Genomic DNA, 15827 nt, shown 5'->3' on the forward strand with positions numbered 1-15827 from the left:
TAGGCGCAACGGGAACGCCCTCAGGATTACCATGAGCAGGGTTAATCTCAACGTTATGCTGTCCGTCTAAATGTGGTGTTTCTGGATTTGCATTTTCTATTTTTATAGAGGTATTCGGGCGCTGTGTTGGGCCGTAATAAACTGGCTCAGGCGTGTTGTCCGGTACGACATAGGTCGGTGTGCCTCCACGATTATAATTGCCACTAGGTGTTGTTGTCGTATTTGTCGGTTTTGGCAATTCTGACCATACGGACTCAAATTGAGGGATCCAATAGGTCAACAAATTATAGTTGTGATTATCAAGCAGGTTATGTGCAGTCTGGTTAGAGTTACCAATATTAGTCGTCGGTGAATTAACGAAAGTGTTTTTGGCATTATCCGAATAATCAAAAACCGATGATTCAATTTTATGGGTATCTAACACCCATGTTCTAAAGGCTATAGCTTCATCTGATGAACCGCCTAATGCGTCGGCTAGGTTTAAGTGAGCTTGCGCCATTCCAACGAAAGAACTAGCAATTACAGCAGCGATGAAAGTTATTTTGCGCTTCATAGTGAGATAGACCTAAAGAAAGTTGTTTTGCGATGTGGGGTTTTTATGTATGTAAAAATGTTCCTGATGGGGTGAAATTTATGTGTATATAGGATATCAATCAATACTTATTTTTCATTCAACAAAAAGATAACAGTGCTTTTTGTTCTCAATAAGAATGTTTAAGGTTCTTATATGGATTTATACTTGTTCTGATTTTAGTTAAGTTATTGTATGGAGAGAATTCTTCAACATGAAAAACTTTCAGTATCATCAATGCTTTGGTAAAATAACAAAACCAGAAAATTAACCTATTAGGAACAAATTAAGTGAACGAATTCACTAGGATTTTTAACGAATTGGGAATTACAAAGACAGAGCTCACCACGTTACTGAATGCTCCACGTAACACTATCTTCAATTACCTGAATGGTTCGGTGACGAATATGCCCGCTAGCGCGGTGACATTGATTACGCTATTGGCCTTCATTAAGCAGCATCATCCACGGGCGTTTGAAGAGTGGGGGGAAATTGCGCGTTACAATAAGAATCAGGAGAAAAGAGATGGCAATACGCTATCGCTATTTGACATCATCAGCGATGAAGTACTCTTGCAGGGGATTGTTCGACATGGCGAACTGCGTGGTTTCATCAAATAACGAAACCGAGCTGATAAGCATCACAGCATAAAGCGGTGTATTGCGATGATTCTTATCATTTTGGTAGGGAATCCCGAGAGGGATTCCCTTTTTTTATGGTGTTATTGGGCCGACGGCTTTGGCTGTCGAATACGCAGGCTGCTGACGATGGCGGCGCAAAGCGCAAACAGGGCGCCAAGCAGCAGAGATGAATGCGTGCCGTGGTTGCCAAACAGATTGAACATCAGAGCGACTAGCGCGGCACCGCTGGTTTGTCCAAGCAGACGAGCGGTGCCGAGCATACCGCTGGCACCTCCGCTGCGATGGCGTGGCGCGGAAGAGATCATGGTGTGGTTGTTCGGCGACTGGAAAATACCAAACCCTGCGCCACACAATGCCATGCGCCAAATAATATCGAGATCCGAAGGCGATGCTGGCAGCAACGCTAGAGACAGCAGCCCAATGGCAAATAGCCCTAAGCCAATGCTACCGAGTAGCCCCGCGTTGAAGCGCTCGAGCAGGCGCCCGGCAATCGGTGCCATGATCATGGTCGCAATGGGCCACGGAGTGAGCAGCAGGCCTGTCATGACCTCGGTTTTACCCAGAACGGTTTGCAGGAAGAACGGAAGCGAAACAAAGGCCAACATTTGGGCGCTGAAAGAGCAGATTGAGGTTCCCACCGATAAAGAAAAAATGGGAATTCGTAGCAGATCAACGGGGAGTAACGGGAATTCTTGCGTTAGCTGGCGGCGTACAAACAATGTTCCCACTACCAACATAATCACAACTTCACCCAGCAGTATCAGGCTGTTTTGGCGTTGGGCAAAGCCACTGATAGCTGAAATTAATAAGCCAAAGGTGAGCGCATTCAGCAGCGCGCTATAGCCATCAAATTTAGGTTTACCGACTTTGGGGGGATTCTGTGGGAGAAACTTCATGCCACAAATAAAGGCGGCAATACCAATAGGGACATTTACGGCAAACAGCCATGGCCAACTATTGACGGATAAGATCGCAGCGGCAACGGAGGGGCCTGCGGCGGCAGAAACGGCAACGATTAGCGCATTAATCCCCATACCGCGCCCAAGGTAGCGCTGAGGATAGATGAGCCGCACTAGGGCCACGTTAACGCTCATTACGGCAGCGGCACCAAAGCCTTGCAGCACGCGAGCCAGCGTCAGTGTCCACAGTGAATCAGACATGGCACATCCCAGCGAGGTGATGCTGAATACCAACAGACCGGTAAGATACACTTTGCGATAGCCGATGATATCGCCCAGTGACGCGAGTGAAAGCAGAGAGATCGTTATCGCAAGCTGATAGGCATTGACGATCCAGACCGACGTTGCGGCCGAGGCGTTCAGATCGCGTGCAATGGTCGGTAAGGCAACGTTGGCAATCGCGCCATCGAGTACCGCGACAGTAATGCCGAGTGCAATGGCTAAAATGGCACCGTAGCGTTGTGGTAAAGGAACACCGTCATTTGGGGGTAATTTCATTGAGTAATGATAATTAGAGGATTATTTGTCAAGATCGCAACTATAACGTTAATTACAAGATGAGACCATCGTCACACATGGCTTTGTTTGTAACAAAACTTCGGACGTGCGGAAACGTTTAAACAATGCTTTAACCTGTTTAACAGGCTGTCTTTCGGAAGCTGTTCCTTTTATAATGAAACATAGGTTCGATTTAATCATCTGATAGGGTAAAGAAATACAATGTCAACAGATATAGATAAACAACCCGATTCGGTCTCTTCTGTACTCAAAGTGTTTGGGATTTTACAGGCGCTCACCGAAGAGCGCGAAATTGGCATCACCGAGCTGTCTCAGCGAGTGATGATGTCTAAAAGTACCGTGTATCGTTTTCTGCAAACCATGAAATCTCTCGGTTATGTATCGCAGGAGAGTGAGTCAGAAAAATATTCTCTGACGCTGAAATTATTTGAGTTGGGTGCCCATGCGTTACAAAACGTGGATCTTATTCGCAGTGCGGATATCGAAATGCGCGAGCTTTCACGTTTAACGCGTGAAACGATCCATTTAGGGGCGCTGGATGAAGATGGCATTGTCTACATTCATAAAATCGACTCGATGTACAACCTGCGTATGTATTCGCGTATCGGGCGTCGCAATCCGCTGCACAGCACCGCGATTGGTAAAGTGCTACTGGCATGGCGCGATCGTGAAGAAGCAAAAGAAATTATCTCTCAGATTGAATTCAAACGTAGCACGGACAAAACCATTTTGACGCCGGAAGAGTTGCTGGTTGCGCTAGATATAGTGAAACAACAAGGCTTCGGTGAGGATAACGAAGAGCAGGAAGAGGGGTTGCGCTGCATCGCCGTTCCCGTCTTTGACCGCTTTGGTGTTGTGATTGCAGGACTGAGTATTTCATTCCCGACAATTCGTTTTTCCGAAGATGCTAAACATGAATATGTAACGATGCTGCATACTGCGGCGCGTAACATTTCCGAGCAGATGGGCTATCACGACTATCCGTTCTGATTAAGGGCCGAATGCCTGATTAACGAAAAACGCCCGATGAATTTCATCGGGCGTTTTTTATATCAATCTTAGTGGCAACTTGCTGTCACCCGATTCGATCAAGCACTCTGTTTCACCAGCATGTACAGGCGGGATAAATAGATAATAAGCAGTGCAGAAATCAGATTGCTCAGTGCGCCTATAATCACCATGCCAATGGTTGGATGCAGGGCTGAAAGTACGCCAACCAGCAGCAACAGCGCCAGTTTCGCCGCTAGCCACAGCATGATGGCTGGACTAATCAAACGGACGTTGGCAAATGACAGACGGAAACTGCTACGAATCGACGTGAAAATCCCCGCTTTTTCTTCCGACATAATCATTGGCGCTAGCGCCAGCCCGACGGCCAGCACAATGCCCGGTACAATAAAGGCGGTAATCCCCAGTTGAACCATTAGGGTGCACAGGAACATCAGTATCAGTAGACGCGGTAACATCGGCGCGGAAGCACCAATAGCGCGCAACGCACTGATACGCTGCCCCTGCGAAACCAACGGGATCAGTGCCAGCATGCCGCCTAGCAGCAACACATTACCAATAAGGGCGGAAAAACTGGCCGCGGCAGAGACTTTCAATAGCACCATCTGTTGCTCAGGCGTCATTTGCTGCACCATCTCTTGCAGCCCCATACCCGAGGACAGAGTACCATCAGCACCAGCCAGAATACTCAGGTCATCGGCACCTGGAGTAAACGCTTGATTTAGTATCACCGAAATAAACGCGGTTAATAGCGCTAACAAGCACAGCGTGCTGAGCTGATGACGGAAAAAGTTGAAGGTGTCACGGTACAGTGTACGGGCCGTGATTGGCATGCAGGCGCTCCTTGGCAGTTGCAACGATCCCCGTTGGCGTGAAGCAGTATCGAGCAACGTCACTGCTTCACGGTATTAGGGCATATCAATGTAATGAATGTGCGCCGATTGTACCTTGTTAACCGGGTAAGTGGCACCCCGTTGCGATGCTACTGGCGATTTCTTCTACGTTGTTGGGGGCAAGGGGAGGCAACCCATAGGCTGCCCGTGCACGATCGCAGGCTTCATTGCGTTCACCATATTCCCATGACTGCTCAAATTCACGGCAAGGCGACGGCCTGTTTTCATACATGGCACACATGACTTGCTGGCCGATTTCACCGCGCAGGTTCACACAGCGCGGTTTTTTGCTGTTGGTTCCCTGCATACAGCGAAGATACGGATTCACCTGTTCAGTGAGCGATGCGGGCACGCAGCCACCGGCATCATCTGCCTCGGCCCAGTAAAATGAAACACGGAAATAGCCGCAGCAAGCGCCGCAGGATATACATGGATTAGGATGTGTTAGCGTTGAAAGAGTTGAAGTGTTACTCATCTTGATTTCCCACCACTCCTTATGGCTTCGAACCAAAACAATCGGAATAAAAAAATTACTCTGAGGTTAATCTTAGGTCAACACCCATCGGCTTGATGCGTGATGGATGATGATATTTGGCTAAAATTGATCTAAATCAATTTCATCAAAATCATATATTTAATGCATGTTTAGTTTATGTCATTTTGTCAAAAACAATGTCATTCATGTGATCTGTGTTAAATCATGAATCATCCTTTTTGGGTATATTTCTGCACGCAGTGATAACCATATAAAGGGAAGGGATGATGAAAAAACTAACACTTGCGCTATGTGTGGCAGCTACGCTGGCACCGTCTTTTGCTATGGCTCATCAGGCTGGTGACTTTATTGTCCGTGCCGGTACCGCAACCGTACGTCCAACGGAAAGCAGTGAAAACGTGATGGGATTGGGTGGGTTCAAGATCGATAACGATACCCAGCTTGGTCTGACTTTCAGCTATCTGATCACCGATAACATTGGGGTTGAACTGTTAGGTGCTACGCCGTTCCAGCATAAAGTAGGTTTGCAGGCGACGGGGGATATTGCTTCCTCTCGTCAGTTGCCACCAACGCTGATGGCTCAGTGGTACTTTGGTAAGGCTGAAGACAAGCTGCGTCCGTATGTGGGTGTGGGTATTAACTACACGAATTTCTACGATGCGAAGTTTAATAACACCGGAAAAAGCTTAGGCTTGCACGATTTGAGCGTAGACAACTCATGGGGTGCGGCAGGTCAGGTTGGTCTGGATTACATGGTTGATAAAGATTGGATGATCAACGCATCTCTGTGGTACATGGATATCGATACCACCATTAAGTTCAGAGATAGCAACAACCAAAAACAAAACATTGATACACACGTAGACCCGTTTGTATTCATGTTTGCAGTGGGTTACCGTTTCTAAATAGAGACGTGTAGCAGGAACACTAAGAACGGCCAGTGTTACAGACTCTGTAGTTATAAAGCAACGTTACAGACAAAAGTTACAGACAATAAAAAAGGCGCTTTAGCGCCTTTTTTGATCGTCAGAGCGAATTATTTAATCCGCATATCATTTTCTACCGTACGCACACCTTTCACCGTTTTAGCTACGGCGACGGCACGGTTAGCATCAGCAGAAGACGTCACGAAACCGCTGAGCTGAACGCGGCCTTTAAAGGTTTCAACGCTGATCTCGGTGGATTTGAGAGATTTTTCAGCCAGCAGTGCAGATTTAACTTTGGTTGTTATAACGGTATCGTCGATATAACCGCCGGTTCCTTCCTGTTTCGCTGTTGGTGCGCAACCTGCCAACGCAACAGAAAAAATCGCCGCTGCGCAAAAAGTGGTAATCGCTTTAACCCATTTCATCAATGTCTCTCCTTGCAGTTTATTGTTGGTATGGCAATTCAAAACGTAATCTAATGATTATTCGTTGAACCATCCGTAATCACTATAATCCATTTTTAAAAAATAGGGTTATCAATATGTAAGCTTCATTAATATAAAAAAACCGTGCGGTACGAATACGGCACGGTTGTTGAGCTTACATTTATCTTAGCGGCGCGTAGCGGCTTTCATTCCACTGACAAAGTCATGCAGTTTTTTGAGCATAACGTCAGGCTGCTGGTGGTTTTTCTCGATGATTTTAACAATGGCCGAGCCAGAAATTGCACCCGCAGCGCCCGCATCCAGCGCTTCTTTTACCTGCGACGGTTCAGAAATTCCAAATCCTTGCAACGCAGGAGGCGCGTTCAATTCATCCAAGCGTGCCACCAAATGATGCAACGGCAGTTGTGCACGGGTCTCAGCACCGGTAACACCGGCGCGCGAGAGCAGATAAGTATAGCCACGTCCCTGTTCAGAGATGCCTTGCAGCAGCGCATCGTCGGCGTTAGGCGGACAAATAAAGATCGGTGCGATACCGTGACGCAGCGCTGCCTGACGGAACGGCGTTGACTCTTCCAGCGGAACGTCGGCGACCAATACAGAATCGACACCAACCTCAGCACAGCGCTGATAAAACTCGTCAATGCCGTTGTGGAACACCAAGTTGGCATACATCAGCAGACCAATTGGAATATGGGGATGCTTTTTGCGGATCTCGGCCAACATTTCAAAGCATACGGTCGGAGTGACGCCTGCGGCAAAAGCGCGCAGCGTAGCGTCTTGAATAGTAGGGCCGTCGGCTAGCGGATCGGAGAAGGGAATACCCAGCTCTAACGCATCGGCACCCGCGTCAATTAAGGTATTAATAATCTCTAAAGAGAGCGCCGGAGTGGGATCGCCTAAGGTCACAAAAGGAACGAAAGCCCCTTCTTTGCGTTCTTTTAATTCGGCAAACAGTTGTTGATAGCGTTCCATCAGATTTCTCCCCGCGCTTTCAAAATATCGTTAACGGTAAAAATGTCTTTATCGCCGCGGCCTGACAGGTTCACCACTAGCAATTGTTCTTTATCTGGATCTTGCTCAATCATTTTCAGCGCGTGGGCGAGGGCGTGTGAAGACTCCAGTGCAGGGATGATCCCTTCCTCACGCGACAGACGTTTGAACGCCTCAAGCGCCTCATCATCGGTGATTGATACGTAATCAGCACGACCGATGCTGTTCAAATAGGCATGCTGTGGACCGACCGATGGGAAGTCCAGACCCGCAGAAACAGAGTAAGACTCTTCAATTTGGCCCTCTTCGGTCTGCATCATCGGTGATTTCATACCAAAGTAGATGCCTACTTTGCCATGTTTCAACGGTGCGCCGTGCTGTCCCGTCTCGATACCTAAACCACCCGGTTCGACGCCGATCAGGCGCACCGACTCTTCGACGATAAAGTCAGCAAACATGCCGATGGCGTTGGAACCGCCACCGACGCAGGCCAGAACGGCATCTGGCAGGCGGCCTTCAAAGCCAAGGATCTGCTCTTTGGTTTCTTCGCCAATCATGCGTTGGAATTCACGCACGATAGTTGGGTAAGGATGTGGACCCGCCGCGGTGCCCAGCAAATAGTGCGCTTTGTCGTAACTGCCAGACCAGTCGCGCAGTGCCTCATTACACGCGTCTTTTAGCGTGGCTGAGCCACTGTGCACCGGAATAACTTCCGCCCCCATCAGGCGCATACGGAACACGTTAGGCGACTGACGTTCAACGTCTTTCGCACCCATATAGACGCGGCATTTCAGCCCCAACAGCGCACAGGCCAGAGCAGTGGCGACGCCGTGCTGTCCAGCACCGGTTTCGGCAATAATTTCGGTTTTACCCATTCGCTTAGCCAGCAACGCCTGACCTAATACCTGATTGGTTTTATGAGCACCGCCGTGCAGCAAATCTTCGCGTTTCAGGTATAGCTTGGCTTTAGTACCTTTGGTCAAGTTCCGGCACAGCGTGAGCGCGGTCGGGCGCCCCGCATAGTTTTTTAGCAGATCGATGAACTGAGCTTGGAACTCAGGATCTTTCTGGGCGCTAACAAACGCTTCTTCCAGCTGGTTTAATGCGGGCATTAATATTTGGGGAACGTACATTCCACCAAATTCACCGAAATAGGGGTTTAATAAAGTCATTGTTTTTCCCGTCCTGTCCATTCTTAGTATTTGGCAATTTCAGGCTAAAGCAGGCCTGTCGCTTTTCTTTATTGGTGAGTTCTTTTGCTAGCGTGAACTAGTAAGCTCGCAGCGTTTGAAATACCGCCTCCAGCTTTTGCCGATCTTTTTTCCCCGGCGCGGATTCCACTCCAGAGTTGAAATCCAGCCCAGCGCTACCCAACTTGGCAGCCATAACGCAGTTACTGGCGTTGAGTCCACCGGCAAGCATGACGTTATCCAGCGTTTTTCCTTGCAGTAGATTCCAATCAAACGCCTGTCCAGTGCCGCCGTTACCGTTATCGAAAACATAGCGATCGACATGGAGTAAATTGCGCGCCGGAATAGCATCGCTAATGCTCATGGCTTTCCAGATCTGGCAGTTAATTGGCAGCAGCTGTCGCAATTCGCGAATATATTCCTGCGATTCATCACCGTGCAGTTGAACCGCATAGAGTCCCAAACGTTCCACTGTCAAACGTACCGTTTCCAGCTTGGCGTTACGGAATACGCCGACGTATTTTAGCGGAGCCGCGGCAATCACTTCTCGTGCCTGAGAAATATCCACGTAGCGCGGTGAACTGCCGACGAAAATCAAACCGCCGTAGACGGCACCTGCACCATAAGCCGTGGCGGCATCTTCTGCACGCGTCAAACCACACACTTTGTTGTCGCCCAGCAGCACACGGCGCAGCGCCAGACTTAAATCAGGTTCAGACATCAGCGCGCTACCGATCAGGAAGCCATTAGCAAAATGGCTTAACTCACGAATCTGGCTGTAGGTATGAATACCTGATTCGCTGATCACGGTGACACCTTGCGGCAACCGTGGTGCCATCTGACGCGTGCGATTGAGGTCAATCGACAGATCGCGTAAGTCTCGGTTATTGATACCAACCACTTTGGCTTTTAGTGCAATGGCGCGCTCGAGTTCTTCTTCGTTGCTGGCTTCAGTCAATACGCCCATTTGGAGACTGTGGGCGATGGCGGCTAAATGCAGATACTGCTCGTCATCGAGAACGGAGAGCATCAGCAATATGGCATCGGCCTGATAGAAGCGGGCCAGATAAATTTGGTACGCAGAAATCACAAAATCTTTGCACAGTACCGGTTGATGCACGGTGGCGCTGACCTGACGCAAATAGTCGAAATCACCCTGAAAGTATTTTTCGTCGGTCAATACGGAAATCGCTGAGGCAAAATCGCGATACAGCGTGGCGATTTCTACCGGGTTAAAGTTTTCGCGGATCACACCTTTAGAGGGTGATGCCTTTTTGCATTCCAGAATAAAAGCGGTTCTGTTGCCAGACAGCGCGTCATAAAACGAACGCGATGAAGGGACAATGCTAGCTTGGAAGCTTTCCAGCGGCTGTTGAGACTGACGGGCTTCAACCCATACGGCTTTGTCGCGAACGATGCGATTTAAGACGGTTTCTTGTTCTTGTGATGAACGTTGTGGTGACAGATTTCCTTGCAACATACTCAGCCTCGTGCTGCCAGTGCGGTGACTCGCTCAAATGCTGTTCCGCTTCTGATGGTTTCCAGTGCCAGTTGCGCGTTGTGGCGCAGATTATCCTGACCAAACAATTTCAGCAGTAAAGCAACGTTTGCGGCGACGGCCGCAGCGTGCGCTGCATCACCTTTACCTTGTAATAAGCGCGCCAGAATGTCACGGTTTTCTTCTGGTGTTCCGCCCTGTAACGCATTCAGCGAATAGCTTTCTAAGCCGAAATCCTGCGGTGAAAGCTGGTAGCTTTCGATTTCGCCCTGATGAAGTTCGGCTACCAGCGTAGGGGCATGAATTGCCACTTCGTCCATTCCTCCGCCGTGAACTACGGCGGCGTTTTGATAACCCAGCACTTTTAATGCCTGCGCAATCGGCAGGACTAACTCGGGGCTATAAACACCGATCAGGGCTTTGGGTGGACGTGCTGGGTTAATCAACGGGCCCAGTACGTTAAAAATAGTGCGGGTTTTGAGCTGCTGGCGCACCGGCATAGCATGGCGAAAACCCGTGTGATACTGCGGTGCAAACAGGAAGCAGACGTTTAAATCGTCTAGCGCCTGACGAGAATCTTCGGCGCTCATATCGAGACGGATGCCGAAAGCCTGTAACAGATCCGAAGAACCAGAGCGACTAGAGACGCTTCGGTTACCGTGCTTAGCCACTTTGGCTCCGCAGCTGGCGGCGACGAAGGCGCTAGCGGTAGAGATATTAATGCTGTTGGTGCCGTCACCGCCGGTCCCAACGATGTCTGCAAAATCGTAGTCAGGGCGCGGGAATGGCTGTGCATCGGCCAGTAACGCGCTGGCGGCTCCGGCGATCTCTTCAGGGCGCTCGCCGCGCATTTTCATGCTGATCAGCGCAGCAGCCAGTTGGCTGTCTTGCAGCTCGCCACGCACAATCGCGCTAAACAGTTGATGGCTCTCTTCCTGACTCATTGACTGAGACGTAAACAGTTTGTCCAAAATGGATTGCTGCTCAAAAACGCTCGGTTTGATAAGTGTTGCTTGCATGGTGTTTTTCTCCGCAAATCTTTTCGTTAGTCTTTTGATTTTGTTTGTTTTTAATCGACAACTGATATTCAGCAAATCATTGTTTAGACCAACGCCCACTCAAGCGTCTGTTCAAGCAGACGAGCGCCTTGGGTTGTGAGAATGGACTCTGGGTGAAATTGGAAACCACACACACGTTCATCGTCGTGACGAACGGCCATCACCATGCCATTGAAGGAGGCATTAACGGTTAATCCGGCTGGAATCTGGCTTCCCACCAGTGAGTGGTAGCGCGCGACCGGCAGCGGTGAAGGTAAGCCACTAAACATGCCTTCGCCGTCATGTTCTACCAATGATGCCTTACCGTGCAGGATTTCTCCGGCTTGTCCTACGTGTCCGCCGTAGGCTTCGACGATGGCTTGATGACCGAGGCAAATTCCGATAATGGGCAATTTTCCATGCAGTTTGTTCAACAGTTCAGGCATACAGCCCGCTTCAGACGGTGCTCCTGGCCCCGGCGACAGCATCAGCACAGGATTTTCCATTTCAGCCAGCTTATTGATGATGACTTCCGCAGGAATTTGATTACGGTAAATCACGACGCGGTGGCCGCTAGAACGCAGTTGATCGACCAAGTTGTAGGTAAAAGAGTCGATGTTATCGAGCAAAAGAATGTCAGCCATTAGAACACCTCTTTAACGTGATGAGCGGTGGCGATGGCTCGCAGCACGGCACGGGCTTTATTACGGGTTTCATCTGCTTCGGCCTGCGGCACGGAATCCAGTACCACCCCAGCACCGGCTTGTACCGTAGCGATACCATCTTCCACATAGGCGGAGCGGATCACAATGCAGGTATCCAGATCGCCATGCGCGGTGAAATATCCCACGGCTCCGCCATAGCTGCCGCGACGAGTTTGTTCACACTCTGCAATCAGCTGCATCGCGCGAATTTTCGGCGCTCCGCTTAACGTGCCCATATTCATACAGGCCTGATAGGCGTGCAGAACGTCTAAATCTTGGCGTAACGTGCCCACTACGCGGGAAACTAAATGCATTACGAAGGAATAACGATCGACCTTAGTCAGGTCTGCGACATAACGTGAACCGGGCTCGCAGATACGCGCCAAATCGTTACGCGCCAAATCCACCAGCATTAAATGTTCGGCCAGTTCTTTATGGTCGGTGCGCATTTCCAGTTCGATGCGGCTATCTAAATCCCGATCCAGTTCGCCATTGGCACGACGTCCGCGTGGACGCGTACCTGCAATCGGATAGATTTCTATCTGGCGGTTAGTGGCGTCATATTTCAATGCACTTTCCGGTGAAGCGCCGAACAGAGAGAAATCGTTGTCCTGCATAAAGAACATGTACGGACTTGGGTTGCTGTGCTTCAGCGTGTGGTAGGCCGCCAGCGGTGAAGGGCAAGGCAGGCTGAAACGGCGAGAAGGAACCACCTGAAATATTTCACCGATGCGAATGGCCTGCTGCATCTGACTCACCACGGCACCAAAAGCCTCGTCGCTGAGATTGCAGCTCAGCTGCATGTCTTCAACGTTAGGGTGTGTGATAGGCGCGGCTTCTTGCGTCATCTGCTGGGTGAGCTGGTGCAAACGTGCTTGCAGGCGCTGAGTTTCTGCCGCGTTATGGGTGAAAATAGAGGCCTGAAGACGCGCGCTGTGATGCTGGTGGTCTAACACCAGCAGCGTTTCTGCCAGATAAAAGCAAAAATCTGGGCAGCGCTGATCGCTATTTAATGCCGCGAGATTTTCGAAGCCCGCGACGAGATCGTAGGCAAATAGACCCCCGATAAACATCGCTTCACGCTCCTGTGCAGGAACGGTAACCAGCGTGAGTAGCGTGCGCAGCGCGTCGAACACTGAACGTGATTTTAACCGAGCGTCTTCATCCTGTAGGGTGTCGATGGTGGGGAAGTGCAGCACTCGCTGATTGGGATGAATGTCATTTTCAACGTCTGACGGCAACGCTGCATCCAGTAATGGTAGCAAGCCGCGACCGTTTTCGGTCAGTGCCTGAATGGTCACGCTGCGGCCCAGAGCGGTGATACGCAATGCGCTGTCGATAACCAACAGGCTTTTCAAATCTTGTTTGTTATCAATTTCAGCGGACTCTAACAGCAGCGTTGCCGGGCGAGCACCGCATAGCTGGTGAAACAGTGCTGTAGGGTCGTTACGATAGGCCGCTGTTTGCGTCAATAAGGTTAAAGCTGGCTTGGTAGAATTCATCGTCATATCCGCTTATTCACTGGTGGTCTTTCTGCAAATTTGGCTATAAAAAAGCCCGCAAGGTGCGGGCGGTGGTGATAGGGGATCCTCAAATCCGATATGCAGCTACACCGCCCAACTGAATGAGTCACGCCACCAGCGCGCAGAAAGCATCGGTACCTTATTCATTAATGAGTTGTTCAAAGAAGCATTTCGCATTGTGTTCACCTTAATTTATTGCCAGAGCGATATTTTTTATGACCCGCTATTTAAACAAGAAGAGCTATCGCTCCGAACCTGCGTACTAGTAAACTAGTTTGGTGGTTGTGTGTCAATAGCTTTTCAATGAATTAATTTCACATGCTGCTTAATAAACAAAATGACACCGAAGAGGTAACGGCGATGAGGTAAAGGGAGATTAGGTTGGCGTAGAGCAAAGCATACTAGGTATGATAGAGCGAGATACCGCAATAGGATGGCTATTTTGCAAGATACACAGATTGAATCGGATGAAGTGACACCGTCACCTCCAATAATATATGACCTGCATAGCCACACGACGGCATCAGATGGTTTATTGTCACCGGCAGAACTCGTGGCGCGTGCGGTAGAAATGGGCGTGACTACGCTGGCTATCACAGATCATGATACTACGGCGGGGCTTCCTGCTGCGCGCCAAGCCATTATTGATTTAGATTTAGAACTGGAGCTCGTCGCGGGCGTTGAAATTTCGACGCTGTGGGAAAATCACGAGATTCACATCGTTGGGCTAAACGTGGATATCGCAGATCCGGCGTTACAAACGTTGTTGGCCGCCCAGGTTGAGCGACGTCAGGCTCGGGCCAAAGAAATAGCACTACGTCTGGAGAAAGCGCGTATCCCTGGGGCTTTAGAAGGCGCCACGCGTATTGCCGGTGGCGCCGAGATCACGCGCGGGCATTTTGCACGCTATCTGGTTGAGCAAGGTTATGCCACCAACATGGGCGGCGTGTTCAAACATTATCTGGCGCGCGGCAAAACGGGTTACGCACCGCCACAGTGGTGTACAATTGAAGAAGCGATTGACGCCATTCACCATGCGGGTGGTCTGGCCGTGGTCGCACATCCGGGGCGCTACCAGCTCAGTAATAAATGGCTGAAGCGACTGTTAGCGAACTTTAAACAGTGGGGCGGCGATGCGATGGAAGTCGCACAGTGCCAGCAAGCGCCAAACGAACGATCGCAGTTAGCAGCCTATGCGCTGCAGTTTGAATTATTAGCATCGCAGGGTTCTGATTTTCATCAGCCCTGTGCTTGGATTGAGTTGGGCCGCAGATTGTGGCTCCCAACGGGCGTTGCGCCTGTATGGCAAAATTGGTAAGCCGCGCTTTTGCCGGCGAATACGACCAGCAATGCCTTGAATAATGAGGAATTACAATGAGTCAGCTTTTTTATATTCATCCCGATAATCCACAGCCGCGCTTGATTAGCCAATGTGTTGAAGTGCTGCGTAAGGGCGGCGTCATCGTTTATCCAACGGATTCGGGCTATGCGCTGGGCTGTATGTTGGGTGAAAAAAACGCCATGGAGCGGATCTGTCGTATTCGTAATCTGGACAGCAATCATAATTTCACGCTGGTGTGCCGCGATCTGTCAGAGATTTCCACCTATGCGTTTGTGGATAACACCGCGTTCCGCTTGATCAAGAATAATACGCCGGGTCACTACACCTTCATTCTTAAGGCCACGAAAGAAGTGCCTCGTCGTTTGATGAGCGAAAAGCGTAAAACGATCGGTTTACGCGTGCCGTCAAATCCTATCGCTTTGGAGCTGCTGGCTGCGTTGGGTGAGCCGTTGATGTCGACTACGCTGATGCTGCCAGGCAATGATTTTGCCGAATCGGATCCGGAAGAAATTCAGGATGCTTTGGGCAAAGTCGTCGATTTGGTTATCCACGGTGGTTTCTTAGGACAGCAGCCAACGACGGTTATCGATCTGACCGAGGATTCACCGGAAGTGGTGCGTGTGGGTGCCGGCGATCCGAAGCCCTTCATGTAATTTTATGGCTAGGGGCAAATCCCCAGCGAATTCACAGACAGAAAAATGAAAAGGAAATGGTATGTCTCAGATGCTGACTGAGAGTGAAGAACTGGCATCCGATCTGGTTGCTTGCCAACTGGTTATCAAGCAAATTCTAGACGTTATTGATGTTATCGCGCCAACCGAAGTGCGTGAAAAAATGGCCAGCCAACTGAAGAGCATAAATTTCGATAAGGCCAGTATCGATCCCGTGACCAAACGCGGTGTGCAAAAGGCTATTGCTCTGATTGAGCTGAAGTTTGCGCAGCAGGAGCAGGCACACTAGGGGGAGGCGTAATCGCTTTTGTTCTCTGGGGGGGATGGGGGGAGGTGTAATATTTCGTACGCCTAATGCACCGAGATTTACATGAGCATTGTGCAGGCGTCCGAGTCGGGGGGCCAATCGCTGC

General features: G+C 49.7%; 15 protein-coding genes and 1 pseudogene. 6 read left to right on the plus strand and 10 right to left on the minus strand.

Annotated features, from left to right (window positions below):
* On the minus strand, positions 1-553 hold a 553-nt coding region (locus HMPREF3091_RS03135; RefSeq protein WP_139146187.1), incomplete at its 3' end, for a hypothetical protein.
* Between the two features lie 308 nt (positions 554-861).
* Between HMPREF3091_RS03135 and HMPREF3091_RS03140 the strand changes: the two genes are divergently transcribed.
* Positions 862-1191 carry a hypothetical protein gene (locus HMPREF3091_RS03140; RefSeq protein ID WP_083321349.1) on the plus strand — a complete coding sequence of 110 codons (330 nt, stop codon included), beginning with the start codon at positions 862-864 and terminating at the stop codon, positions 1189-1191.
* Positions 1192-1292: 101 nt separating this feature from the next.
* Here the strand turns inward: HMPREF3091_RS03140 and HMPREF3091_RS03145 are convergent, their stop codons facing one another.
* Positions 1293-2669, minus strand: a complete 1377-nt coding sequence (locus HMPREF3091_RS03145; protein WP_070714206.1) for an MFS transporter — start codon at positions 2667-2669, stop codon at positions 1293-1295.
* A gap of 222 nt (positions 2670-2891) precedes the next feature.
* On the opposite strand from HMPREF3091_RS03145, the gene kdgR reads away from it, so the two are divergent.
* Positions 2892-3680, plus strand: a complete 789-nt coding sequence (gene kdgR, locus HMPREF3091_RS03150; protein WP_004093186.1) for a DNA-binding transcriptional regulator KdgR — start codon at positions 2892-2894, stop codon at positions 3678-3680.
* 98 nt (positions 3681-3778) lie between these two features.
* Here kdgR and HMPREF3091_RS03155 read toward each other — a convergent pair whose 3' ends face one another.
* Positions 3779-4531 carry a YciC family protein gene (locus tag HMPREF3091_RS03155; RefSeq protein WP_070714211.1) on the minus strand — a complete coding sequence of 251 codons (753 nt, stop codon included), beginning with the start codon at positions 4529-4531 and terminating at the stop codon, positions 3779-3781.
* Positions 4532-4649: 118 nt separating this feature from the next.
* Positions 4650-5066 carry a YkgJ family cysteine cluster protein gene (locus tag HMPREF3091_RS03160; protein ID WP_004093189.1) on the minus strand — a complete coding sequence of 139 codons (417 nt, stop codon included), beginning with the start codon at positions 5064-5066 and terminating at the stop codon, positions 4650-4652.
* Positions 5067-5353: 287 nt separating this feature from the next.
* On the opposite strand from HMPREF3091_RS03160, the gene ompW reads away from it, so the two are divergent.
* Positions 5354-5992: an outer membrane protein OmpW gene (ompW, locus tag HMPREF3091_RS03165; protein WP_020303723.1), complete on the plus strand. Its 639-nt coding sequence runs from the start codon at positions 5354-5356 to the stop codon at positions 5990-5992.
* Between the two features lie 131 nt (positions 5993-6123).
* Here the strand turns inward: ompW and HMPREF3091_RS03170 are convergent, their stop codons facing one another.
* From HMPREF3091_RS03170 to HMPREF3091_RS03200, 6 genes and pseudogenes are all read right to left on the minus strand, one after another.
* On the minus strand, positions 6124-6438 hold the full coding sequence (locus tag HMPREF3091_RS03170; RefSeq protein WP_004093191.1) for a BON domain-containing protein: 315 nt from the start codon (positions 6436-6438) through the stop codon (positions 6124-6126).
* A 186-nt stretch (positions 6439-6624) separates the two neighbouring features.
* Entirely contained in the window at positions 6625-7431 is an 807-nt protein-coding gene (trpA, locus tag HMPREF3091_RS03175; protein ID WP_004093192.1) for a tryptophan synthase subunit alpha, read from the minus strand.
* Positions 7431-8621: a tryptophan synthase subunit beta gene (gene trpB, locus HMPREF3091_RS03180; RefSeq protein ID WP_008813670.1), complete on the minus strand. Its 1191-nt coding sequence runs from the start codon at positions 8619-8621 to the stop codon at positions 7431-7433. The genes trpA and trpB overlap by 1 nt, the downstream gene beginning before the upstream one ends.
* A gap of 97 nt (positions 8622-8718) precedes the next feature.
* Positions 8719-10119 (minus strand): bifunctional indole-3-glycerol-phosphate synthase TrpC/phosphoribosylanthranilate isomerase TrpF, encoded by a 1401-nt coding sequence (gene trpCF, locus HMPREF3091_RS03185; RefSeq protein WP_070714215.1) that lies wholly within the window; start codon positions 10117-10119, stop codon positions 8719-8721.
* A 2-nt stretch (positions 10120-10121) separates the two neighbouring features.
* A pseudogene (gene trpD, locus HMPREF3091_RS23030) lies at positions 10122-11818 on the minus strand (anthranilate phosphoribosyltransferase).
* Positions 11818-13380 (minus strand): anthranilate synthase component 1, encoded by a 1563-nt coding sequence (locus HMPREF3091_RS03200; RefSeq protein WP_070714226.1) that lies wholly within the window; start codon positions 13378-13380, stop codon positions 11818-11820. Before HMPREF3091_RS03200 ends, trpD begins: the two are co-directional and overlap by 1 nt.
* 454 nt (positions 13381-13834) lie before the next feature.
* Here HMPREF3091_RS03200 and HMPREF3091_RS03205 point away from each other — a divergent pair, with 454 nt between their 5' ends.
* From HMPREF3091_RS03205 to HMPREF3091_RS03215, 3 genes are all read left to right on the plus strand, one after another.
* Positions 13835-14719: an RNase RNM gene (locus tag HMPREF3091_RS03205; RefSeq protein ID WP_070714227.1), complete on the plus strand. Its 885-nt coding sequence runs from the start codon at positions 13835-13837 to the stop codon at positions 14717-14719.
* A 56-nt stretch (positions 14720-14775) separates the two neighbouring features.
* Positions 14776-15396 carry an L-threonylcarbamoyladenylate synthase gene (locus tag HMPREF3091_RS03210; protein WP_004093202.1) on the plus strand — a complete coding sequence of 207 codons (621 nt, stop codon included), beginning with the start codon at positions 14776-14778 and terminating at the stop codon, positions 15394-15396.
* A 61-nt stretch (positions 15397-15457) separates the two neighbouring features.
* Positions 15458-15703: a DUF2766 family protein gene (locus HMPREF3091_RS03215; RefSeq protein ID WP_004093204.1), complete on the plus strand. Its 246-nt coding sequence runs from the start codon at positions 15458-15460 to the stop codon at positions 15701-15703.
* The last annotated feature ends 124 nt before the right edge of the window (positions 15704-15827 follow it).

This window comes from Hafnia sp. HMSC23F03, assembly GCF_001816025.1.
Lineage (GTDB): Bacteria > Pseudomonadota > Gammaproteobacteria > Enterobacterales > Enterobacteriaceae > Hafnia > Hafnia paralvei.

Bases quoted from the DNA above. Each gene is read 5' to 3' on its own strand.
- HMPREF3091_RS03145 (WP_070714206.1), bottom strand. From the start codon at position 2,669: ATGAAATTACCCCCAAATGACGGTGTTCCTTTACCACAACGCTACGGT.
- kdgR (WP_004093186.1), top strand. From the start codon at position 2,892: ATGTCAACAGATATAGATAAACAACCCGATTCGGTCTCTTCTGTACTC.
- HMPREF3091_RS03155 (WP_070714211.1), bottom strand. From the start codon at position 4,531: ATGCCAATCACGGCCCGTACACTGTACCGTGACACCTTCAACTTTTTC.
- HMPREF3091_RS03160 (WP_004093189.1), bottom strand. From the start codon at position 5,066: ATGAGTAACACTTCAACTCTTTCAACGCTAACACATCCTAATCCATGT.
- ompW (WP_020303723.1), top strand. From the start codon at position 5,354: ATGAAAAAACTAACACTTGCGCTATGTGTGGCAGCTACGCTGGCACCG.
- HMPREF3091_RS03170 (WP_004093191.1), bottom strand. From the start codon at position 6,438: ATGAAATGGGTTAAAGCGATTACCACTTTTTGCGCAGCGGCGATTTTT.
- trpA (WP_004093192.1), bottom strand. From the start codon at position 7,431: ATGGAACGCTATCAACAACTGTTTGCCGAATTAAAAGAACGCAAAGAA.
- trpB (WP_008813670.1), bottom strand. From the start codon at position 8,621: ATGACTTTATTAAACCCCTATTTCGGTGAATTTGGTGGAATGTACGTT.
- trpCF (WP_070714215.1), bottom strand. From the start codon at position 10,119: ATGTTGCAAGGAAATCTGTCACCACAACGTTCATCACAAGAACAAGAA.
- HMPREF3091_RS03200 (WP_070714226.1), bottom strand. From the start codon at position 13,380: ATGAATTCTACCAAGCCAGCTTTAACCTTATTGACGCAAACAGCGGCC.
- HMPREF3091_RS03205 (WP_070714227.1), top strand. From the start codon at position 13,835: ATGGCTATTTTGCAAGATACACAGATTGAATCGGATGAAGTGACACCG.
- HMPREF3091_RS03210 (WP_004093202.1), top strand. From the start codon at position 14,776: ATGAGTCAGCTTTTTTATATTCATCCCGATAATCCACAGCCGCGCTTG.
- HMPREF3091_RS03215 (WP_004093204.1), top strand. From the start codon at position 15,458: ATGTCTCAGATGCTGACTGAGAGTGAAGAACTGGCATCCGATCTGGTT.